The 23,209-nt window shown below is 67.1% G+C and carries 16 protein-coding genes; 7 read left to right on the top strand and 9 right to left on the bottom strand.

All coding sequences use genetic code 11. The features are described from left to right. Positions 1-140 precede the first annotated feature (140 nt). The 7 genes from BGI27_RS10125 to BGI27_RS10155 all read left to right on the top strand — a co-directional run bounded on the left by BGI27_RS10125 (position 141) and on the right by BGI27_RS10155 (position 14,561). Positions 141-6,650, top strand: a complete 6,510-nt coding sequence (locus BGI27_RS10125; RefSeq protein WP_095524753.1) for a beta strand repeat-containing protein — start codon at positions 141-143, stop codon at positions 6,648-6,650. Further along, the gene (locus BGI27_RS10130) at positions 6,650-8,341 is read left to right on the top strand and encodes a TolC family protein (RefSeq protein ID WP_223871734.1); all 1,692 of its coding nucleotides are present in this window, start codon (positions 6,650-6,652) and stop codon (positions 8,339-8,341) included. The genes BGI27_RS10125 and BGI27_RS10130 overlap by 1 nt, the downstream gene beginning before the upstream one ends. Positions 8,342-8,789: 448 nt before the next feature. Then, positions 8,790-9,563, top strand: coding sequence for an efflux RND transporter periplasmic adaptor subunit (locus BGI27_RS10135; RefSeq protein ID WP_095524754.1), 774 nt, complete (start codon positions 8,790-8,792; stop codon positions 9,561-9,563). Further along, positions 9,560-10,918, top strand: a complete 1,359-nt coding sequence (locus BGI27_RS10140; protein ID WP_095524755.1) for an efflux RND transporter periplasmic adaptor subunit — start codon at positions 9,560-9,562, stop codon at positions 10,916-10,918. Before BGI27_RS10135 ends, BGI27_RS10140 begins: the two co-directional genes overlap by 4 nt. 491 nt (positions 10,919-11,409) lie before the next feature. Further along, entirely contained in the window at positions 11,410-13,134 is a 1,725-nt protein-coding gene (locus tag BGI27_RS18970) for an efflux RND transporter periplasmic adaptor subunit (RefSeq protein ID WP_478210101.1), read from the top strand. A gap of 342 nt (positions 13,135-13,476) precedes the next feature. Then, positions 13,477-14,076, top strand: a complete 600-nt coding sequence (locus BGI27_RS10150) for a biliverdin-producing heme oxygenase (RefSeq protein WP_095524756.1) — start codon at positions 13,477-13,479, stop codon at positions 14,074-14,076. A gap of 56 nt (positions 14,077-14,132) precedes the next feature. Continuing rightward, positions 14,133-14,561 carry a YbaN family protein gene (locus BGI27_RS10155; protein WP_095524757.1) on the top strand — a complete coding sequence of 143 codons (429 nt, stop codon included), beginning with the start codon at positions 14,133-14,135 and terminating at the stop codon, positions 14,559-14,561. A 58-nt stretch (positions 14,562-14,619) separates the two neighbouring features. Here the strand turns inward: BGI27_RS10155 and BGI27_RS10160 are convergent, their stop codons facing one another. From BGI27_RS10160 to BGI27_RS10200, 9 genes are all read right to left on the bottom strand, one after another. Then, positions 14,620-16,029, bottom strand: coding sequence for a sensor histidine kinase (locus BGI27_RS10160; protein ID WP_095524758.1), 1,410 nt, complete (start codon positions 16,027-16,029; stop codon positions 14,620-14,622). Then, on the bottom strand, positions 16,016-16,684 hold the full coding sequence (locus BGI27_RS10165; RefSeq protein ID WP_095524781.1) for a response regulator transcription factor: 669 nt from the start codon (positions 16,682-16,684) through the stop codon (positions 16,016-16,018). The genes BGI27_RS10160 and BGI27_RS10165 overlap by 14 nt, the downstream gene beginning before the upstream one ends. Positions 16,685-16,882: 198 nt before the next feature. Beyond that, complete coding sequence (locus BGI27_RS10170) at positions 16,883-17,524, bottom strand: NAD(P)H-binding protein (RefSeq protein WP_095524759.1); 642 nt, start codon at positions 17,522-17,524, stop codon at positions 16,883-16,885. A gap of 2 nt (positions 17,525-17,526) precedes the next feature. Further along, the gene (gene hutX, locus BGI27_RS10175) at positions 17,527-18,072 is read right to left on the bottom strand and encodes a heme utilization cystosolic carrier protein HutX (protein ID WP_095524760.1); all 546 of its coding nucleotides are present in this window, start codon (positions 18,070-18,072) and stop codon (positions 17,527-17,529) included. Next, on the bottom strand, positions 18,047-19,474 hold the full coding sequence (hutW, locus tag BGI27_RS10180; RefSeq protein ID WP_095524761.1) for a heme anaerobic degradation radical SAM methyltransferase ChuW/HutW: 1,428 nt from the start codon (positions 19,472-19,474) through the stop codon (positions 18,047-18,049). Before hutW ends, hutX begins: the two co-directional genes overlap by 26 nt. 179 nt (positions 19,475-19,653) lie before the next feature. Then, complete coding sequence (locus tag BGI27_RS10185) at positions 19,654-20,490, bottom strand: ChaN family lipoprotein (RefSeq protein ID WP_170942999.1); 837 nt, start codon at positions 20,488-20,490, stop codon at positions 19,654-19,656. Then, on the bottom strand, positions 20,490-21,290 hold the full coding sequence (locus tag BGI27_RS10190) for a heme ABC transporter ATP-binding protein (protein WP_095524762.1): 801 nt from the start codon (positions 21,288-21,290) through the stop codon (positions 20,490-20,492). The genes BGI27_RS10185 and BGI27_RS10190 overlap by 1 nt, the downstream gene beginning before the upstream one ends. Further along, complete coding sequence (locus BGI27_RS10195; RefSeq protein WP_095524763.1) at positions 21,290-22,327, bottom strand: FecCD family ABC transporter permease; 1,038 nt, start codon at positions 22,325-22,327, stop codon at positions 21,290-21,292. The genes BGI27_RS10190 and BGI27_RS10195 overlap by 1 nt, the downstream gene beginning before the upstream one ends. 11 nt (positions 22,328-22,338) lie before the next feature. Then, on the bottom strand, positions 22,339-23,184 hold the full coding sequence (locus tag BGI27_RS10200; protein ID WP_095524764.1) for a heme/hemin ABC transporter substrate-binding protein: 846 nt from the start codon (positions 23,182-23,184) through the stop codon (positions 22,339-22,341). Positions 23,185-23,209 lie beyond the last annotated feature (25 nt).

Genomic DNA, 23,209 nt, shown 5'->3' on the forward strand with positions numbered 1-23,209 from the left:
TGAAAAACAGTATTTCATGAAGCTCGGGGCTGTCTAGGAAACCCGGGGCGATTCACTTCGACAGTGCGAGCAATACTCTGACGTTCGTTGAGGCGATCAGCGTCTATGCCACGCTCGGGAACACGTATCCATACAGTGTCGTGCTGTCCGGGGACAGTACTGCAGCGTATGTCTCTAGCGCTAGTGACGGCGCCAATCTGGCCGTTTTCACCGTCGGCGAGGACGGTTCGCTGGATCTGTCCAGCACGGTGGCCCCCAGTGCCGGGATGTCGCGGCTGGTCGTCAGCACCGACGGCCAGTTCATCTATGGCGGTAAGAATCTTTTCTTCGGAACAGTAGCGCTGAGCGTGATCAGCGCTAGCAGCGCCACTTCACCCTATACCGAAGGCTCCACCATCACTCCCGCCGCCGGCCTGACCCTCTCCGACGCCGAATATGACGCCCTGGCCGACGGCGCGGGCAACTACAACGGCGCCACCATCACCTTGCAACGTGAGGGCAGCGCCAACGCCGACGACAGCTTCGGCCTCAGCGAAGGCAACGGCCTGACCCTGGATGGCGACAGCATCCTGCTCAACGGCGGGAAGATCGCCGACTTCACCAGCGCGGACGGCACGCTGACCATTGTATTCACCGCCGAAGTGAGCACGGCCACCGCCAACGCGGTGCTGCGGCAGATCAGCTACACCTACCAGGGTGGCGACCCTGGCGCCAGCATCCGCCTGACGCTCGGCGTGAAGGACCAGTTCACCAGCGGTACCGACAGCATCACCCTGGCGTTGGCAGTCACCGAGGTGAACGACGCCCCGGTGGTGAGTGCCACGCCGGCCAGTACCAAGCAGGATGCCGGCAAAGCCGCCGTCGATCTGTTCAGCGATGTCGAGGTTTCTGCCGTGGAAAGCGCGCAGGCCATCATCAGCCTGACGCTTACCGTTTCCGGCCTGCAGGATGGCGCAAGCGAAACGCTGCGCATCGACGGCAGCACCGTCGCGCTGGTGGCCGGCAGCGGAACAACCACCAACGGCCATGCCTGGAGCGTCGCCATCGATGCCGACAGCGGCGTCGCCACCGTCACGATCACCAGCAGCGCAGGCATGAGCGGCGAGGCCGCTGCCGCGCTGATCGAGGGCCTGGCCTATGCCAACGCAGACAAGGCTACCGGCACGGTCGGCGAGCGCGTCGTCACCCTGGTCGAAATTCAGGACAACGGCGGCACGGACAATGGCGGCGTGGATACGACCGATCTGTCCATCGCGGCCGCGGTGCTGGTCGAGGTCGGGCAGAGCCCCACGCTTGGCGCCGAGACCGGCACGCTCGACTACGCGGAGCTGATTTCCTCCAACGACTGGCCCAGCCCATACGAAGGCATCCAGGATGTCGCCAGCGCGGGCGATTGGGTCTATGCCGTGCGTACAGCGGAGGTCTGGAGTTCGGAGGCTGGCAGTTACGTCAATGTCAGCACCTTGTACGTCTTCCAGCGTGGTGACGATGGTGCGCTCACACTGCTGCAAAGCATCGTCAGCACGGATGTGGCCGCGCTGACCGGTGCGGCGGAAATCCAGATATCGGCCGATGGCGACACGGTCTACGTGATCGGCGGCGAAAGCGTGGCCCTGTTCGGGCTCGACGCGGGCAGCGGCGAACTGGAATCGCTGGGCAGCTTCGGCGCCGATCTGGTGAGTGCACATGGCCTGATCAGCGACGTGCTGGCCGATGGCGATCTCGTCTATGTGACGGCGGGGTCCAGCCTGATCGTCTTCGAGCGCAGCGGCGATACGCTGACGCAGAAGAACAGCTATACGACTTCCAGCGAAGAGGCGCAGTTCAGTGCGCTGCAACTTTCTGCCGATGGTCAGTACCTGTTCGTCGGCACCTCTGGCGGCAGCACGCTGGCCAGCGTGTACCGGGTGGCTAGCGACGGCAGTCTGAGCTTCGTGATGGCGGCGCAGGGCACGGACCCGGCAGCCGGGGAACAGTATTACTACACCTCGGCGCTGACGCTTTCGCCCGATGGCGCGACGCTTTACGCCGCAGACTACGACGGCAGCACCTACCGCCTGTACACCCTCTCGGTGGACGCTGAAGGGAATCTGGGCGCCGTGGCCACCACCGAACTGGATGGAGCCGCCAAGAGCATCATCGTCTCTACCGACGGCGCGGCGTTGTTCGTGATCGGCGGGGAGAGTATCGGCATCTACACGCGCGCCGCCGACGGTACGCCCGCCTTGGTACAGACGCTGGATGGCTCTGGCGGCAAGGACTTCGGCGAATTGCGTGGCGCCACGCTCAGTGCCGATGGTACCCAGCTCTACGTGGCTGGCACCTTCTCCTGGAGCGACGGCCTGCTGGTACTCGACCTGAAGGCGGGAAGCTCCACCTACACCGAAGACGGTGACGCGGTCGCCCTGCTGCCTGGCGGCACGTTGAGCGATCCGCAACTGGATGCCCTGAACGATGGCACGGGCAACTATCAGGGCGCCAGCATCGTCGTGACCCGCACGGATGACGGCGGCGGCGACCATGACGTGTTCGGTTTCATCGATGGCGACGGCCTGACGTTCGAGAACGGAAACATCAAGCTCGATGGCGTGACCATCGCTTCGGTGGTCGACACCGGCTCGTCGTTCATCGTGACCTTCACCGCAGCCATCAGCCGTTCCGACGCGCAGAACGTGCTGCGCCACATTGCCTACAGCAATACCAGCGACGATCCGACGCAGAACGGCAACCAGGCAACCTTCTCCATCAGGCTCAACGACGGCACCGGCTACAGCCACGAGCTGAGCGTCGATCTCACGCTCGAAGGCGTCAATGATCCGCCCGTCATCGAAACCGATGCGCTCGCGCCCACCTACAACGCCGAAGGAGAGCGGGTCCATCTGTTCGAAAACACCATTATCGACACCGTGGAAGCGGACCAGCAGATATGGCGTGTCACGGTGACCTTGGATGCAGCCAACGCTGGCGACGTACTGGGCTTGGATGGCGGCAGGATCACGCTCGATACGGCCACCAGCGGTACACAGACCACCGGCACGGGCCTGCAGTACAGCGTGCAGATCCAGGATGGAAAGACCATCGTTACCCTGTACCTGATGAGTTCTTCCGAGCGCGCGGCCGAGATCATCGACAGCCTGACCTACGGCAACACCGGTAGCGATCTGAGCGGCACCCGCAGCATCAGTCTGAGCGTGACGGAGTATGCCGACAGCAATCAGACCACCGTGGCCGAAATGCAGGCAGTGGTTACCCTGGCGGTGGCCGCTTCCCAGAACACAGCGCCGGATCTGGCAGGCGGCACGGCGGTGGACTACACCGAGCAGGCCGATTCTGTGGCCCTCGTTCCGGGTGCCACGGTATCCGACGCACAGATGGATGCCTTCAACGGCGGCAGCGGCAACTACGATGGTGCGGTGCTGACCCTCACCCTGGGCGATGGCAAGAGTGCCGCCGACACCTTGGGTTTTGCGGCCGGCAATGGCCTGACGCTGGAGAGCGGCAGCCTGAAGAAGGACGGCGTGACCATTGGTAGCGTGACCAATGCCAATGGCGTGTTGTCCATCACTTTCACCGATGCGAACGGCAGTATTCCCACCACGGCAGACGTGCAGAATGCACTGCGCCAGATCACTTACGCCAACAGCAGCAATACCCCGGTGGAAAGCGTGGCCGTCAGCGTTACCCTGAGCGACCAGCGTGGTCTAGAATCGGCGGCGCTGGATTTCACCATCGCCATCACCGCCGTCAACGACATCCCGACCGTCGAGGCCGACCCGGTGCTGTCGCTTGGTGATCTGGAGCATCTGCAGCAACTCACCGGCATCGCCGGGCTGGGCACATTGTCCTCCAGCATCGTTTCCAGCGATGGCTCCCGCGTGTACCTTGCCGACGAGCAGGGTGCCATCGCCTTGTTCAGCCGCGATGCGGACAGTGGCGAACTCACCTACATCACTACCTTCGCAGCCGTGGATGGATTCGCGGGCGTCAAGCAGATGGTGCTGTCCGCGGATGGAACGAACCTTTACGCCCTGCGTGCCGACGGCAATGCCATTGGCCAGTTCAGCGTGGCTGCCGACGGCACGATCACGCATCAGGCCACGGTTGTCAGCGACTACAGCGTGGATGGCGGAAATCTCAATGCCATCAAGGGCATCGCTCTGTCGGAAGACGGCGAAAACCTCTACCTCATCAACAGTTATTACGATCAGCTGGCTTGGTTGAGTCGCGATACCGCAACGGGCGAGCTGACCTACGTCGCAGCGCTTGGTGGCAGCATGTGGAGCGAACCCTATCTCTGGCAGCCCACCGACATCGTTATCCAGGATGATCTGGTGTTCGTCGTCACCAGCGCCAGCAGCAACTCCACGCTGATCGTCTATCAGCGCGATGCCAGCGGCGCGCTCGAACTGCTGGGCTACACCCAGAACGGCAGTGATTCGCTGACCGGCCTCCAGCACGTCGCGGTCAGTGCCGACGGCGGCACGATCTTCGTCGCCAGCGATTCGCGGATCGACGCCTTCAGCCTGGATGCCGCCAGCGGCACGCTGACCCACCTCGGCAGCATCGCCGGCGAATCCATCGGTGACATTGCCGTTTCCGCCGACGGCAAGGCGCTGTTCGTAACCCTGGCCGACGGCACGCTGAACTACTACGCCACTGCGACCCTGGCGCTGATTTCATCACAGAGCGGGCTGGATGGTGCGGGGCAGATTGCCATCTCGGCGGACGGTGGTGTGCTCGTGGTGGGCGATGCGCTGGAAGTGCTGAGCGCGCCGCCGGCCGCTGATCCTAGCGTCGTGATCGGTGGAGAGGCGGTGCTGCTGGCTCCGACCCTGGTGCTTGGCGACGCGGAGCTGGATGCCGCCGCCGATGGCGCCGGCAACTACCAGGGCGCCAGTCTCACATTCAGTGGTCAAGCCGGTGACGTTTTCGGCTTTCTGGACGGTAACGGCTACACCCTGGATGGCGAGGCCATCAGGCTAGACGGCATGGTCGTAGCAACGCTGGCGCAGGCCGACGGCGACGCCACACTGACCTTCACTGGCGCCCTGACCAAGGATCAGGCCAATGCCTTGCTGCATCAGATCACCTATGCCGCCACCGTGGGTGATTCCGGCACTCGTGCCGTCACCCTGATCCTGAACGATGGCACGGCGGATAGCGCTGCACGTACGGTGCTGGTCACCTTGTTGAATCTCGATGACAACCATGCCCCGGTTGCTGGCGAGGACGATTACAGCCTGACCGACGCCACCGCCGGCGAGAGCTACAGTGTGGTGCTGCCGGAAACCTTGTTCAGCGACGCCGACGGCGACACGCTGACCTGGAGCGTCGGGGGGCTGCCCGAGGGGCTGAGCTTCGATGCCGCCACGCGCACGATTTCGGGCACACCGATGGCCTCCGGCGAGGTCACGCTGATCGTCAAGGTTACGGACCCCTCCGGTGCCAGCGCCGAGCGCAGCCTGACCTTGAATGTGGCCGAGGCAGAAGCCGGGAATACCGCGCCGGTCGCCGGCGAGGACGACTACACCCTGACCGATGCCACCGTCGGCGAGGGCTATAGCACGGCGTTGCCGGCGGATCTGTTCAGCGACGCAGACGGCGATACGCTGACCTGGAGCGTCGAGGGGCTGCCCGAGGGGCTGAGTTTCGATGCCGATACGCTGACGATCTCCGGCAGTGTCGCCGCTACCGGCAGCTATACGCTGACCATCACCGTGACCGATCCGTCCGGCGCCAGCGCCACGCGCGTGCTGACACTGAACGTACAGGCGGCATCTGCGCCAGACGTCGTGCCCGCAGGCCTGCCAGCCAGCTATTTCAGCACGAGCCGTTTCGGCGCCACCGATGCGGACGAACGCGCGCCGGAACTCTTCTCCGCCGCGCGGCCCACGGCACCTGCAAGCCTTGCCGGCTTCGGTGCCCCGGCGCTGCCGGATGCGCCGGTGCCGGGGCACGAGGCAGCGTCCGCACCGCTCACGGCGCGCGCCACGCTGGAACTGCTGGAGGCGCTCAATGCCCGCCGCGAGGCAGAGCCCACCGTGCCTGCAGCAGCCATGCAGCTTGCCGATGGCCGCGTCACGCCGCTGGTGACGCTCGCCGCGGCGGAGGGTCCGGCGCTTGCCGCCCGTGTGGAAGCCTTGCACGGCACCTGGCGCGCGGACGTGGCGGGCAACCGCCAGGTCTTCGCGCTGCCCGCCGGCCTGTTCGTCAGCCGCGCGCCCATTGCCGCGCTCACCCTGCGCATGGCCGACGGTCGTCCGCTGCCGGGCAACCTGCGCCTCGACGTCGAGCGCGGGCTGGTCATCCGCAGCGGTCTGCAGGGCAGTGAGCGCGCACTGGCGCTGGAGCTGCGGCTGCAGACCATCGATGGCCGCAGCCTGAGCATCCCGCTCACGCTGGGTGGCGTCGAACGGCCCGGTAGCGCCCGCGGCGGTGAAGTTTCCGGCAGCAGCACCGGCGCGATGGAGCAGGGGGCGGGCAAGGATGCCCTCAGCCTGCAGTTGCGCGAGCACGCCGCACGCGATCTCTTCGCACAGGCGAAAGCCTTTCTAGCCACGCTGGGCGACGACCCGGCCGCCACCTCCACTCGTCTCCCCGGTGCCGCGCGGGATACCGCGCCCGCCGCCCACGTTTCCGCAGAAAGCTGATGATTCCCATGACATACGCCAAGCTTCCGTTCCGATCCGCCGCGCGCGGCCCTCGCCACCTCGCCCTGAGCCTGATCGCCGCCGCCGTGCTGGCCGGCTGCGCCGTTACGCCGCCGACCGCCCTCACCACGCAGGATCTGCTGCAGCAGGACAAGGCCGATCGCCAGGCCATGTTTGCCGCGCAGGAGCCGATCACCGCGCCGGTCACGCTGGACGAGGCCATCGCCCGCGCCATCAAGTACAACCTGCAGCAGCGCCTGGCGCTGATGGAGCGTGCGCTGGAAGACGATCTGATCGACGTGCAGAGTCTGGGCATGCTGCCCAAGCTCGCCGCGCGCGCCGGGCTGCGCACGCGCAGCAATGAATACGCCTCTTCCAGCGAATCGGTCAGCACCGGCACGCAATCGCTGGTGCCTTCCACCAGTCAGGAGCGCTCCGGCAGCAACGCGGACCTGCAGCTTTCCTGGAACGTGCTGGATTTCGGCCTGAGCTATTTCGGCGCCAAGGCGCAGGGCAACAAGGCGCTGGCGGCCGAGGAGCGCCGCCGCCGCGTGGTGGCGGACATCATCCGCCAGACCCGCAGCGCGTACTGGAATGCCGTCACCGCCGAGCGCCTCAAGGACCGTGTGGCGAAGACGCTGGCGGAAACCCGCCAGAGCCTGGACTACGCACGCCAGACCGGCGAACGCCGCCTGGTGGCACCGCTCACCGCACTGCGCTACCAGCGCGATCTGCTCGGCATGGTGCGCCAGCTCGAAACGCTGGACGCCGATCTCGCACTGGCCCGCTCGCGTCTGGCGAGTCTGATGAACCTCGCACCGGCCACGGAATTCCAGCTCGCCCGTGTCGATGAGGATGCGCTGACCGTGCCGAAGCTGCCCTACGAGCGCGGCGATCTCGAAGCGTTGGCCATGGTGCGTCGCGCCGAACTGCGCGAAGAGGGCTATCTGGGCCGCAATGCTGCGCTGGAAACGCGCATGTCCTTGCTGCGCCTGCTGCCCAATGCCTCGCTGTTCGGCGGCCTGAACTACGACAGCAACAAGTATCTGGTCAATCAGCATTGGGCCGATGCCGGCGTGCAGGTGAGCTGGAATCTGCTCAACGTGCTTTCCTGGTCCGCCATCGAGAAGAGCGGCAAGACCCGCGAACAGGTTGCAGAACTGCGCCGTCAGGCCCTGCGCATGACCGTGCTGACGCAGGTGAACGTCGCATGGCTGGAGCGCGAGCGTGCCGAGGCTCTGTTCAACCGCGCCAACGAACTGAGCCGTTTGCAGGATGCGATCCGCGATCAGACCGAGAATGCCGCCCGCAGCCAGGCCGAAACGCAACTTGAACTGGTGCGTGCCCGCGTCGAGACGCTGCTGTCCACCCGCGCCCGCGATCTGGCCTACGCCGAGTTGCTCAATGCACAGAGCACGGTCTATCAGGCTGTCGGCATCGATCTGCTGCCCGATCAGGTCGCCGATCTCAGCGTGGGTGGCCTGGCGCGCGTGATTGCCGATACCAACCGCCTCATCGAGCGTGGCCACATCGAGATTCCGCGTCTGCAACAGGCGGACATCGTGGCGGCTGCGCTGCCCGTCTCCGCAGTGCCGGCTAGTGCCGCGCCGCTGCCGGCGCTGCGTACGGTCAGCGGCAACCGCTGGGGCTCGTTGGGCTCGGTCGCCGGAGCGGATGTCAATGCGCAGTGAAAGCCAGGTAGGGTCCGCCATGCGCACCATTTCCGGATTGCCGCTGGCCGATGCTCGCTTCGCAAGCCCGTTCATGCGGAGAGAACCGGTGCGCACAGCGCACCCTACCGTTTCAATGGCTGTGTCTGCGGGCTCTTCCCCTCTTCCCCAGCCCCTCTCCCCCAAGGGGCGAGGGGAGTTCTGGCGGCGCGAGGCTGGTACGGGTGCCCGGTTTTCTCCCTCTCCCCTCGTGGGAGAGGGCGGGGAGAGGGGGCTCGCTATCCGTGCTTCCTTCGACGACTTCGTCAGGGCCGCCGTGCGCATCCTCTGCTTAGGGTCGGTGCGCACAGCGCACCCTACGTATCCGCTTGATGACGCGGCAGCGCAAGTCGGGCTGAAGCCCGACCCACGGCCCGACGCATCCTTCGTGGGTCCGGCTTCTGTTCCACCACCGGAAGTAGGGTGCGCCATGCGCACCATCCGCCATCACGCGGCGCGCCTTGCATTCGTGCTCTCCCTTGCCACCGGCGCCATTGGCGCCTTCGCGCAAGCAGCGCCGGACGGCGTGCGCGCCCAGCTCGTGGCGGTGCGGCACGTGGTGATCGCCAGCGAATTGGCCGGCAAGATCAGCAGCCTGCCGTTGCGCGAGGGCCAGCGCTTCCGCCAGGGCGAGATCCTGGTCTCCTACGACTGTTCGCTGCACCGCGCACGCCTGGATCGTGCCACGCAGGCCGAGATCGCCGCGCGCAAAAAGCTGGAGGTGGCCGAGCAGCTCGACCAGCTTGCCTCGATCAGCAAGGCCGATGTCGAGCAGGTCCGCGCAGCCTTGGCCGTGGCTCAGGCCGAAAGCGGCGTCGAGCGTGCCATGACGCGTCGTTGCGCCATTGCCGCGCCGTTCTCCGGTCGTGTCGGCGAAACCTTCGTGCGTGCTGCCGAGCACGTCGCCGAAGGCAAGGAGCTGATGAGCATCTACGACGACAGCGCCTTCGAGGTGCAGACCATCGTGCCTTCGCGCTGGTTGGCCTGGCTCAAGCCCGGCTACCCGATGCAGGTCAGCGTCGAGGAAACCGGGCAGACCTATACCGCTGCCGTGGCGCGTATCGCCGGCACGGTGGACCCGGTGAGCCAGTCGGTGAAGGTCATCGGCCGGCTCGCCAATGATCGCGCCGGGCGCGATGGCGGCGTCCTGTTGCCGGGCATGAGCGGCGTCGTGCGCATCAATCCGCCCGCCGCCAAGCCATGAACGCCGCTGCGCCAATGCCTTCGCGCGAAGACCGCCTCGCCGTGCTGCTGCAACTGGAGCGGCGCGTGCGCGCCTGCGCCAGCGAAGAAGAGCTGGCCTTCCTGATGGTCAATGACGCGCATGCGCTGGCGCCTTACCGGCAGGCTGTGCTGTGGCAGGCGGAAGCCGGCGGAGGAGGGCGCATCGTGGCGCTCTCCGGGCTGGCCGTGCCGGACGCCCATGCGCCTTTCAACGTCTGGCTGGCGCGTCTGTTGGCGGACCATGCCGCGCAGGCCGACGTGGCGGGCGCACTGCCCGTGCCGGTGGCCGCCGATGACGCGGCGATGTGGGCCGAGCATCTGCCGCCGCAGGCCTGGTGGCTGCCGCTCCCCGTGGGCGGAGGCGGCGCCGGCCTGTTGTTGCTGCGCGAGGCTCCCTGGCCTCCGGCTGAAACGAATCTGCTGGCCTTGTTTGCGGAAGCCTGCGCACACGCCTGGCGTGCGCTGCACAGCGCGGGCAGGGAGCCGTCTGCGGGCGGCCTGGCCGGGCGCCTGCGCCAGTACGCACGCACGCGCCGTATCTGGCTGATCGGCGCCGCCGTGCTGCTCGCGGCGCTGTGTCTGCCGGTGCGCCAGTCGGTACTCGCCCCAGCGGAAGTGGTGGCGCGCAATCCGGTGGCCGTGCGCGCCCCCCTGCAAGGCGTGGTGGACCGCATCGAGGTGCAGCCCAACCAGACGGTGCAAGCCGGCGATCTGCTCGTCGCGCTGGATGCACGCGAACTCGAAGGCCGACTGGAAACCGCGCGCCAGGGGCTGGCCGTGGCCGAGGCCGAACTGCGCCAGGGGCAGCAACAGGCACTTTTCGACGAGCGCAGCAAGGCGACCGTGGCACTGCTGCAAGGCCGCCGCGACCAGGCCGCGAGCGAGGTCGACCACCTGGAGAAATCGCTGGCGCGTACACAACTGCGTGCCGAGCGCGCCGGCACCGTGATCTTTGACGACGTGGCCGACTGGATCGGCAAGCCGGTGGCGCTGGGCGAGCGCATCATGCAAATCGCCGATCCGGCCGAGATCGAACTGGAAGTGCTGCTGCCGGTGGCCGATGCCATCGCCTTGCCACAGGATTCATCCCTGCGCCTGTTCCTCAACACGGCGCCAGCCACGCCGCTGGCCGCCACCTTGCTGCGCGTCGGCTACCGCGCCAGCCCGGCACCGGACGGCAGTCTGGCCTACCGCGTGCGCGCCCGCTTCGCCGCAGGCGAAACCGCACGCGTCGGTCTCAAGGGCACCGCCAAGCTCTACGGCGAGCGCACCTTGCTTGCCGCCTACCTGCTGCGCCGCCCGCTCGCACGTCTGCGCGTGTGGCTGGGGGTTTGAGGGGCCATGTCCGCCGCCGCTCTGCCTTTGCCCGCCGCCGCGCCCCGGCCTGATGCACCCAATGCGCCCGCCCCGGCGCTGCCCGCGCTGCGCGAGGAACTGCTGCTGCACGAGGCGCCGCGCCAGCACGACGGTGCGCCGGGCTGGACGCTGGAAGACCCCGGCCGCAACCTGTTCTTCCAGATCGGCTGGCCGGAGGCCGAGATGCTGGCACGCTGGGCGCTCGGCGATGCCGAACGCATCGTGCAGACCATCGGCCGCGATACCACGCTGGCGCTCTCGGCGCAGGACGTGACCGAATTCGCCCGCTTTCTGGAGGTCAACGACCTTACCCAGGGGCATGGCCCGCAAGTGCTGCAGCGCTACCAGCGCGTCGCTCAGGCGCGCCGCAGCAGCCACTGGCTGAAGTGGGCACTGCACCACTACCCTACCTGTTCTTCCGCATCCCGCTGGCGCGGCCCGATGCCTTCCTGCGCGAGACGTTGCCGTGGGTGCGGCGCGTCTTCCTCAATCGCCGTTTCGCCTGGGCCACGGCGCTGGCCGGTGCATCCGGGCTGTTTCTCGCCGCGCGGCAGTGGGATGCCTTCCTGCACTTCTTCACGCTGGAGGGCGCAGCGCTGGCCGGCCTCACCCTGGCGGCCACCAAGGTGCTGCACGAGATGGGGCATGCCTACGTGGCACGCCATCATGGCTGCCGTGTGGCCACCATGGGCGTGGCCTTCATGGTGATGTGGCCGGTGCTCTATACCGATACCTCGGGTGCCTGGCGTCTGCGCCGGCGCGGGCCTCGCCTGGCCATCGGCGCTGCCGGCATGCTCACCGAGGCGGCCATCGCCGCCTGGGCGCTGCTGGCCTGGAGCTTCCTGCCCGACGGCATGCTGCGCAGCGCGGCCTTCATGCTCGCCACCACCACCGTACTGCTTACTCTGGCGGTGAACCTCAACCCGCTGATGCGCTTCGACGGCTACTTCCTGCTTGCTGATGCGCTCAACGTGCCCAACCTGCAACAGCGTGCCTTCGCGCTGGGGCGCTGGCGCCTGCGCGAGTGGCTGTTCGGCTTCGGCGACGAGAAGCCCGAGCATTTCGCGCCCTGGCGCGAACGTGCGCTGCTCGCCTACGCCTTCTGCGTGTGGGTCTACCGTTTCTTCCTGTTTCTCGGCATCGCGGTGCTGGTCTATCACATGGCTTTCAAGCTGCTCGGCATCCTGCTCTTTGCGGTGGAGATCGTCGCCTTCGTGGCGCGGCCGATCTACACCGAGCTGCGCGCCTGGTTCGAGCGTTTGCGCGAACGCGGCCCAGCCACCTGGAATGCACGCAGCCGCCTCACCCTGGGCCTGTTGCTGGGCGCGCTGCTGTTTGCCGTGATTCCCTGGCGCACGCGGGTCGAGGCGCCGGCGCTGTTGCGCGCGGCGCAGCAGGCGCATCTGATGGCGCCGGTGGGGGCGCGTATCGAGCGCATCGAGGCACGGCCCGGGCAGGCGGTACGCGCCGGTACGCCGCTGTTCACATTGCAGTCGCCGGAGCTGGAACACGAGCTCGCGGTGCTGGCGCAACGCATCCGCGTGCTGCAATGGCAGAGCGCCTTCCAGGCCATGAAGGCGGACACCGCCGCCAGCGTGCCCGTGGCACAGCGTGAATTGCAGGCTGCGCAGGCGCGCTATACGGTGCTCGCGCGTCAGCGGGCGCAGTTGAGCATCACTGCCTCCTTCGACGGCATCGTCGCCGATCTGGCCGAGCCGCTGGCGGCGGGCGAATGGGTGCCGGCCGGCGAATGGCTGGGCACGCTCGCCGCGCCCGGCACGGCGCTCGTCGAGGCGTATGTGGCGGAGGCGGATCTTGCCCGCCTCGCAGCCGACGACACGGCGCGCTTCCTCGCCGAGGACGCCGGCGTGGGGGCGCTGCCCTTGCGCGTGCAGGACATCGCCGCCACCGCCACCCGGCGGCTGACGGGCAGCCCCGAACTGGCCTCCCCCAACGGGGGGGCCATCGCCGCCACCCAGGCGCCGGCACTGGCAGGCGAAACGACACTGGATGGCCGCGCCTGGGTGCCCGAGCAGGCCATCTACCGTGTGCGGCTGACGCCCGAAGCCGCTGCTACTGCGCCGCGCCTGCAGGTGCTGCGCGGCACCGTGGTCATCGACGGCGCGCCGGCCAGCCTGCTGCTGCGCGCCTGGCGCCGCGCGGTGGCGGTGCTGGTGCGGGAGAGCGGCTTCTGAATGGCCGCATGCATCGGGCTGCGCGGCGCCCGTGGCGCGGCAGTGGCGGTGCGCATGGCGCACCCTACGCATCTGACGCCCTACGGGATTGGCACCGTGTGCGATGCCTCCGGTTTTTGCCCAGCCTTGTAGGAGGGTGCGCACCGCGCACCATCAATCTGCGTGCATGCGGCGTGAGTGGGGTGTTTTTGCCTGAAAAACATGAAGACAACTTAACGTGCGATGTGCGGCGGGGTGTCGTAAAAAGAGGTCACCGCACGCCGTGTCTGCCGCTTCGGTTTTTACCGCGCGACAAGGCAGGGCGGCTTTCAACAAGACCGACTACCCAAAAGAGAATCCGCCATGAACGACATCGCTACAGCCGTCGCCAGTTTTGCCAGTCTTTCCACCCGTCTCAAGGTCGAGACGGGCGCCCAGCACGAGCGCATGCACCGCCTGATGGAGTGTGCCCAGCCTTTTGCCAGCCGCGAGGCCTACGCGCGCTTCGTGGCTGCGCAATACCTTTTCCAGCGTGATATCGAGCATCTGTTCGCCGATCCGGCCGTGCGCGCCGCCGTGCCGGACCTCGACAGTCGTGGCCGCCAGCAGGCCTCGCGCGACGATCTGGGCGATCTGGGCGCGCCGGTGCCGGAAGAGCCCATCGCCAGCGTGGGGGTGAGCATGCCCGCAGCATTGGGCTGGCTGTACGTGTCGGAAGGCTCCACACTGGGGGCGGCTTTCCTGTTCAAGGAAGCACAGGCGAAGCTGGCGCTTTCCGCCGAATTCGGCGCGCGCAACCTGGCTGCCTATCCGGAAGGCCGGGCCGTCGTATGGCGTCGTTTCGTCGCCTCTCTGGACAGTGAAACGATCACCTCCGAAGAGCATGATCAAGTCATCGCCGGGGCGAATGCCGCCTACGACCGTTTCGGCGATCTTCTGCAACGTCATTTCCAGCTGGATTGAAGCTGGTTCTGCCGCGCGCCGGATGGTGGTCCGGGGCGCGGTGCCGGGATACGAAGATGAAGTATGAACAGACCCTTGCCCCGACTGGGCGTGAAGAGCAAGCCCCCGCTTCCCGCTGGCGCATCGCCTGGCTGATCCTGGCTTGGCTGAGTTTTGCGGTCGGGCTTGTCGCCCTGGCCATTCCCGGTATTCCGACCACCGAATTCATCCTGCTGTCCGCCTACGCCGCGAGCAAGAGCTCGCCACGCTTCCATGCCTGGCTGTGCCGGCATCGACTGTTCGGCCCGATGATCCGCAACTGGGAGAACGGCAGGCTGGTGTCGCGCCGTGCGAAGCTGAGCGCATCGCTGGCGATGAGTGTCTGCCTGGTGGTGATGATGCTGTTCGTGCCGCACCGCTGGGTGGTGGTGCTGGCCGCGCTGGGCATGACGGCCGGCGCGATCTGGATGTGGCGGCGACCGGAGCCGCAGGTAAGCGCGGATTGAGAAAGTAGGGTGCGCCGTGCGCACCATCCCCTGCGCAACGTACAGCGCGAAGAAAGGTTCAGCCGCGCAGCGCTTCGATCAGGCCACCGCGTTCTTCGTCCCAGTGGTTGCGTGCCAGGCACAGCACGGCCAGAAGGCCATGCGGCTGATTCTCTTCCAGTACCAGCGCGCCCGAGTGCAGCTTGGCGATGGCGTTGACCAGGGCGAGCCCTAGTCCGCTGCCGGTCTGCTCACTGCCGTGCAGACGGCGGAAGCGCTTGACGGCTTCGCCGCGCAGATCGGGCGGGATGCCCGGGCCATCGTCGGCCACGCCGATTTCCACACAGCCGTCGTGCAGGCGCGCCAGCAGCGTGATGCCGGCGTACTTGAGCGCGTTTTCCAGCAGGTTGGCGAGGGCCTGGAAGAGCAGGGCACGGTCGCCCAGCAGGCTGCGCCCTGCGGCGGCGTCCAGACGCAGCGTGACGCCACTGGCTTCGGCCAGGGGCTGGTAGTAGTCGGCCACGTCCGTGAGCAGGCCGCGCGCGTCGAACCATTCGAAGGAGTGTGCGCAGCGCCCGGCTTCGATCTCGCCGATGCGCAGCACGGCCTTGAACATGCGCTGGATGCGTTCCGCTTCCTCGACGGCATCGAGGATCTCGTCACGCAGGTCGCCATCCACGCGCTCGGCCACACCCGCAAGACGGTTGTGCAGGCGGGTGAGCGGCGTGCGCAGTTCGTGGGCGAGATGGCTGCTGACGCTTTTTACTTCGTCCATCAAGAGGCTGATGCGGGCGAGCACGTTGTTGATGTCCATACCCAGCAGATCGAATTCGTCGCCGCTGGGAGATGCTGGCACGGTGACTTCGCGTTCGCTGCCGACGTAGCTGCGCAGTGCCGAGCGGATGCGGTCCACGCGCCGCATGCTGCGCAGGCTGGAGTAGAGGCCGATGGCGAGGCTGGTGAGCAGCACCGCGAAGAGGCCGGAGCCCGCCACGATGGGGATCACGCGCACGCGCTCGAGCATCGGCAGGATGTTGAAGGCACTGAAGAATACGCCGCCATCGCCCAGCCGCACCTGCATGCCAAACATGCGCATCAGGTTGCCGTCGCGGCCATGGATGACGACGTTGCGCCAGCTGGCCGACTGCTGGTTGTCGACGATCAGTGCCTGTTGCAGATAGCGCTCGCCGAAGAGCAGATCCCCGCGCGGGGAAAGCATCAGGGCGATGTTGCCGTCGTTTTCGCGCAAGGTGGTGGCCGCGAGCGCGCGGGAGAGCGCGGCGGCGTTGCGCAGATTGGCCTTCCGTTCGTGTTCCTGGATGTCGGCCAGCACCATGTCACGCACGTGATCCACAAGCAGGCTTTCGATCTGCCGGCTGCTCACCAGGATCGAACCGAAGGCCATCAGCAGGAAGACGAAGGCGGTGAGCGAGGCGTGGCGGAAAGTGCTGGTTTCGCTCAGGCGAAGCAGTCGTTCAGCCCAGGACATAACCCACGGCGCGAATGGTGCGCAGCAGCGATCGCGGGTAGTTGCGGTCGATCTTGCCGCGCAGCTTCGAGACGTGTACGTCGATCAGGTTGGTCTGCGGATCGAACTGGTAGCCCCACACCTTCTCCAGCAGCATGGCGCGGGTCACGGTACGGCCGAGGTTTTCGGCCAGCACCTGGAGCAGGGCGTATTCCTTCTCGGTCAGCTCGATGGTCTGGCCGCCCCGGCTGACACGGCGGTTCTGGCGGTCGATCACCAGATCCTCGATCTGCAGCAGGTCTCCCGCATCGCTAGCATGATGCCGCCGCTTGACCAGGCCTTCGAGCCGAAGCAGCAGCTCGGTGAAGTCGAAAGGCTTGCCGAGGTAATCCGCAGCGCCGGCGCGCAGCCCTTCAACGCGATCGCTGGGCTGATCCACCGCCGAAAGCACCATGGCAGGCGGATGCGGGCGATGCTGCAAGGCACGCAGCACATCGATACCGCTCATCCCCGGCAGCATGCGGTCGATCAGGATGGCGTCAAAGGCTTCCTTGCCGACAAGCTCCAGCGCGCATTCGCCATTTTCCACAAGGCGGCAATTGTGGCCGCAGTTCTGCAGTTTGCAGCTCAGCCAGTAGCTGACCCGGGTATCGTCTTCAACGATCAGTACGCGCATGTTCACCCCCGATCCGCGCATGGTCTGCCCGGCCATACAGCAAAACGCCGGGCCAAGCGTTGCAATCGATCAAGATGGTGTAATTGTACATGAGAATTGTTCTCAATTAGTTTCTCCCTCCAGACTTCTCCGGATTGACGCCGCCTGCCGGCTGACTCCAGGACTTAATGCAAGGCGGCATCCTTGAAGAACGACATTTCACGCGTAGCGGGCCGGTGGCGGGCAGGATGGATCGATGGCGGCGAGCGTCTGGCCCAGCAGGCGGTTGTCGGCCAGCAGCCCGAAGACCAGCCGTGCCAGTTCCTCGCGGGCGATGAAGCCGTGCACGTCCTGCATCCTGACGAGCTGGCCTGTGCCGCTCAAGGGGGCATCGACCAGCCCGCCAGGGCGGACGATGGCGAATGCCAGGCCGCTGGCGCGCAGATGTTCCTCGGCGCGTGTCTTGGCTTCCAGCACTGCGCCAATGGCTGCCAACAGGCGGGGTGAGGCGTACTCGCGGCTGTCTCCGGCGCCCAGCGAGGAAACCAGCAGCAGGCCCGGCGCGCCATGCGCCTTGGTCGCATCGATCACGTTGCGGTTGCCCTGATCGTCGACCGAGATGTCCTGTCCGCCCAGGGTGGTGGCTACCCGTACATCTTCCGGCAGGCCCGCGAAAGCCGCCGTGACCGCTTCGCGATCCAGGGCGTCGGCTGTCCGTACTTCGCAGCCGGCCGCCACCAGCGCGCTGGCGTCCGCACCGGGGCGCACCACGGCCGTGACGGCCCAGCCGGCGGCGCGCGCCGCCTGCGCGATGGCGAGGCCGGCACCCTTGCGGGCACCGAACAGGATCAGTGCGGGCATGCTCACGCCACGGCTCCGGCAGCGGCCAGACGATCACGCAGCGCGCCGAAGCGCTCGACCTGATCGGCCAGCAGTACGCGCTTTTCATCGCGGCCGACGAAAACCTTGAACATGGCTTCTCCCTCGGCGTTGAGAAAATTCACCGAATAGCTTTCCGCGCCCATGAAGGGGCGGCGCACGAAGGCGATGGTCTGGCAACGGTCCAGGCGCAGATGGCCACTCACCGGGCTGCCGCCGCCGATGTTGTAGAAACCATGCGCGATGCGGCCTGCGGGCAGCGGGCCCTTGCATTCGAGGATCACGTCCTGGGTGTGCACCAGCACCGTCACCGCGCCCCAGGCAGCGATGTCGAGCAGCGCGGCTTCGGCCTGTGCCCCGGCGACAAGGGTACGGCAGGTTTCGGGCAGGCATTCGATGACGGCCTTCATGCTGACTCCGTATTCGTGGGCCAGAATTTCGAGCACGCCCGAGGGATCGTCGGCCAGGCGGGCGCGGAGCGCATCCAGGCGGGTGGCGTCGGTTTCAGGCAGAGTGGCTGCGTTGTTCATGAGGATGGCCTTGCTGTGGTTTCGAAGCGGGATGGACGGGGCGCGGAATGCCGGCCGGATGACCGTCGGGATGGCCGCCAGCCGGGGCGGCGGCCTGCGGCCCGTCGATGTAGGTGCCGATCAGCATGAAGAGCTGGGCGGCGATGTTGTTGTACCAGTAGCGACCGGTGACGGTCAGGTGCAGGCTGTCCTGCTCGCGGCGGACGAGATCCTGCGTCGTCCAGTAGTCGAGCAGGGGTTCCAGCGCCGCGACGAAGCCAGGCTCCGCCACCATCCGGTCGAGGCGTTGCAGGTCCAGCACGCCGGCCTCCAGACCTTCCATCACCATGCCGCAGACACGGTGGTGCGGTGTCGGAGCGAGCATGCCGCTCAGTGGCTTCTCTCCCGCGGCGACGCGGGTCTGGTAGTTCGCGGCATCGCCATCCTGCATGAACCGGTGGCCGGCGAGCATGCCGCCGGCGCCGGCGCCGAAGGCCAGGCAATCGGTGCCGGCCTTGGTGGCGTTGTTGTAGCGGTTGCCCTCCCGCTCGGTGCGGCGCCAGTGTGCCTGACTGATGCGGCTCCAGCCGGCGGCATCGAGGATCTCGCCGCCTTCGCGGTAGCGGCGCAGCGCGGTTTCGTGGTCGGCGGCCGGTGGCAGGGCTCCTTTGTCGATCGACAGGGCCAGCGGGCTGCCGGAATGCAGGGTGAGGCAATAGAGATCGACGCCGTCCAGGCCGATCTCTTCGCACAGGGAGACGTCATCCCGCCAGAGCTCGTCGGTCTGGCCGGGCAGGCCATAGATGAGATCGCAGACGACGGCCGCGCGATCCCTGGCCACCAGTCCGCCGAGGAATGCGATGGCTTCCTCGCGCGAGGCCTTGCGGCCCATGCGCCGGCGCAGCTTGGTGTCGAAGGTCTGGATGCCGATGGAGAAACGGTTGGCGCCACCTTCCAGGCAGGCGTCGATCTTTTCGTCGTCGAAGCCGGCCACGCGCCCTTCGATGGTGATCTCGCAGTCCGCCGCCAGCAGCAGATGCTGGCGTAGCGCCTTGAGGATGCGGTTCAGGTCCTGCGCGGAAAGCGCGCTGGGCGTGCCGCCGCCAAAGAACACGGCCTCCACCGGGGCGCTCTGCATGCCGGCGCGCGCGCCATCCTGCGCGATTTCGTCGATCAGGCGATCCACGTATTCCGTCATCGCCGCTTCGTTGGACTTGTTGCGGTAGAAACCGCAGAACAAGCAGTGATTGGCGCAGAAGGGCACGTGCAGATAGGCCAGGCGCGGCGCGCGGGTATGGCCCAGCAGGGCCGGGTAGACCAGCTCGGGCGTGGGGATCGGGCGCACGCCACGGCCCATCCAAGGATGCAGGGTGCGGCGCTCGAAAGGCACGAGCAGGGATTCGAGGGGAAGCGGGTAGGCCATGATGCAGACGAGGTCTTGAAGTGAAATTGAGAATAATTCCCAACAAAAACAACCTGCAATGGCGGGATGCTTAAGTTTCCTTAAGGCGGGGTGGTGCAGGCTGCCGGTGTGCATGGGGTCTCCTGCAGACAAGCCTGCTCACCTCGCAGGTGTGCTACGCGCACCATCACGCATGCAGGTCAACGCTTCAGCGCGCCGCAGGGGTCTCCCCGGTCCGTGCGTGCGGCCACCGTTTCCGCCCGGTCGTAGGGTGCGGCAGGCGTATCCGGTTCTAGGAAGCCGATGCCGAGCGTGCCGGAGGCGGCGTCACCGAGCCAGCAAGGAACGCCGAGATCGTGGCGCACATGACCATTACCGGCCAGCAGGACGGTTTGTGCCGCCGGGCTGGCGAGGAGTGTCCGCGCCATCCAGACGTCCCGCGCCACCTGGGCCCGGGCCATGCCCGGCAGCAGGTTTTCGGGCAGCAGATGACAATGCCCCTCGGCAATGACGGCCGCTTGTTCCTGCAACAGGGCTTGTGGCAATGAGGCATCCAGCCCGAAACGTTGGCGGGTTTCCGCGTCGAGTGCGGCCGCGAATCCTTCGCGCACGATGCGCGCGGCATCCTGGCGGGAAAGATTGGCGGCCAGCAGGGGCAGGCGGTACTGCAGGGCCAGTTCGATCACCGGACTGTAGTAGGGCCAGTGCCAGCTCTGGCGCCCGGGGGCCGCGCGGCGGATCACGCAATCGGCATCCGCGCAGGTCTGCATGGCCTGCGTCAGCTCGGCCTGATGCTCGCGGTCGAACTGTTCCATGGCGATGGCGGGCCGGGCACCGGCCGCGATCAGGGATTGCAGCAGTGCCAGGCGCCGGGCATGGCCGTCGGCATTGTCATGAACCTCACCGAGCAGGAGGAAGCGCTGGCCGGTCAGGGGCACGGCTTCTTCCATGGGCTTACCGGGCGAGATGCCACAGGCTGCCAGCAGTAGTGCAAGGCAGAGGAGCAGTGGCAGGGGCAGCCGTATCCGGCAGCGCATCAGGCCTCCACCCGGGAAGCGAACAGCACCAGTGGTGTATCCGCCTGTGCGGGATGTGGAATCACCTGTGCCGGCAGGCCATACACGGTTTCGAGGTTTTCCGGCGTCAGCACCTCGCGCGGCGTTCCCTGGGCCACGCAGGCGCCGCGTGTCAGCAGCATCAGGCGATCGCACCACTGCGCGGCCAGATTCACGTCGTGCAGCACCAGCAGCGAAGCCACGCCTTCTTCGCGGGCGATCCGTGCCACGCCTTGCAGCAGCTGTACCTGATGGCGCGGGTCCAGGCTGGCGGTCGGTTCATCGAGCATCAGCACGCGATATTCGTCTTCCGCCCGTGCGGCCAGCGTCTGCAGCAGCACTCGGGCGAACTGCACGCGTTGCTGCTCGCCCCCGGAGAGTGCGAGATAGCGCCGCGTGGACAGTACCGTGGCATCCGCAAGCGCGAGCACGCGGGCAATGAGTGTCTCCAGCCGGCTGGCCGGGAGGTTGCCGAAGGGGTAGGCGCCCATGGCCACCACTTCGCGTACGCCCAGGTCGAAGGACAGCGAGGGTGACTGTGGCAACACCGCGCGCCGGCGCGCCAGCTCGGCGGTCGAGTAGGCATGCAGCGCGCGCCCATCCAGCTGCAGGCTGCCGCCGTGCGCAGGAATCTCGCCGGCCAGGGTGGCCAGCAGCGAGGTCTTGCCGGCACCGTTGGCGCCCAGCACTCCCAGCAGTTTGCCGGGGGTGAGCGTCAGCGAGATGTCGCGCAGCACCACGCGTTCGCCGCGCGCGCAGGCCAGTGATTCGGCATGCAGCATCAGCCCTGCCTCCGTGTGAGCAGCCAGAGCAGGAAGGGGCCGCCGATGAAGGCGGTGATGATGCCGATGGGCAGTTCCGCAGGCATCACGATCATGCGCGCCAGCCAGTCGGCCAGCGTCATCACCAGTGCGCCGCCAGCCAGCGTGATCGGCAACAGCCAGCGGTGGTCGGCGCCCTGGGTCAGGCGCACGAGATGGGGAACCACCAGCCCGATGAAGCTGATGGTGCCGGCCACGGCCACCAGCGGGCCGACCAGCAATGCGCAGAGGATCACGATACGGTGACGCAGGCGGCGCAGCGCGAAACCCAGATGCTGCGCTTCGCGCTCGCCCAGCAGCAGAGCGTTCAGGGCGCGCCAGTCACGGATCAGCAGGATGCTCAGCAGCAGTACCCAGGGCGTGAGCCAGGCGAGCATCGACCAGTTGGCACCCGCCAGGCTGCCCATGTTCCAGAAGGTGAGGTTGCGCAGCTGCACGTCGGTGGCCTGATAGGTGAACACGCCGATCACGCTGGCGCAGATGGCATTGATCGCCACGCCGGCCAGCAGCAGGTTCGCTACCCCGGGCTGTACGGTACCGAGCCGGTAGGCCGCGCCCGTGGCCAGCAGGCTGCCGACGAAAGCGGCCGGCGCGATGATGGCCAGACTCTGCGCGCCCAGCACGATGGCTCCCACAGCACCCAGCGCGCCGCCCAGCGACACGCCGATCAGACCCGGCTCGGCCAGCGGATTGCGGAACAGCGCCTGCATCACCGCGCCGGAGATCGCCAGCCCGCTGCCGACGACGATGGCGAACACCACGCGCGGCAGGCGAACTTCCAGCAGCACATTGCGCCAGAACGCGGCCTGCGGATCGGCAGGCGTCCGCCAGAGGTCGGCCAGATGGGCCAGCGGGATGCGTACGGCGCCGCTGCTGGCCGAGGCCAGCGCCAGCGCTGCCAGCAGCAGGCACAGGATCAACAGCAATTGGAGCGGGGAAGGGCGCCGGCGCGCGCGGGGCGCGGCCGGTACGGCCAGGGCGGGAGAGGGGCTGCGCATGGCGGGGGCGTTCAGGGTCTGGCGGCCAGCCCGGCCTGCAGTTCGCGCAGCGCTTCGGGCAGACGCGGACCGAAGCCCAGCAGGAGCAGATCGTCCATCACCACGAGGCGCCCGTTGCGTGCGGCCGGGGTGACAGCGATACCGGGCTGGGCGAGAAAGCCCTTGATGCCGCCGTTGGCCTCCACCGACAGCGTGGTGGTGACGATCACTTCGGGTTGCAGCGCAGCAGCGGCTTCGGCCGACAGCGGCTTGTAGCCCTTGTCGGCGAACAGGTTGCGCGCGCCGGTCAGCCGCAGCAGGGCATCCGCTGCCGTGCCTTCGCCGGCGGCCTGGAGCTTGCCGCTGTGCGCGGAGAGCAGCAGCACGCTTTGCTTGCTGCGGGTCTGCGTGAGCCGGCTGACCTCGGCACGGATCCGGGCGACCTGCTCGTGCCCGGCATTGCCCAGGCCCAGCGCCTTCGCCACGCCTTCGAGCCGTTGCTCCAGCCCTTCCAGCGTCGGTTCGGCGGAAAGCACCACGACCGGTATGCCCAGCTTCTGCAGCTGCGCCATCGCCGCGGGCGGGCCTGCCTGGTCGGAGGCCAGCACCAGTTGCGGCTGCAGACCGATCACGCCTTCTACCGCGAAGCCCCGGTAATAGCCCACCTTTGGCAATTTTTCCGCAGCGGCGGGATAGATGCTGGAGGCATCCGCCCCGACCAGCCGGTCGCCGGCACCCAGGGCGTACACGATCTCGGTGATCGGCCCGCCCAGACTGACCACGCGTTGCGGGTCGGCTGCCGGAGCGGGGCTGGAAAGCAGGGCGCCACACAGGGCGGTGAGCAGGGCCGGAAGGATGCGGAAGTAGCCAGATCTCATGGTGCGGGGCGAGGAGTCGGTGATG

Source organism: Candidatus Dactylopiibacterium carminicum (genome assembly GCF_014736495.1).
Taxonomy (GTDB): Bacteria; Pseudomonadota; Gammaproteobacteria; order Burkholderiales; family Rhodocyclaceae; genus Uliginosibacterium; species Uliginosibacterium carminicum.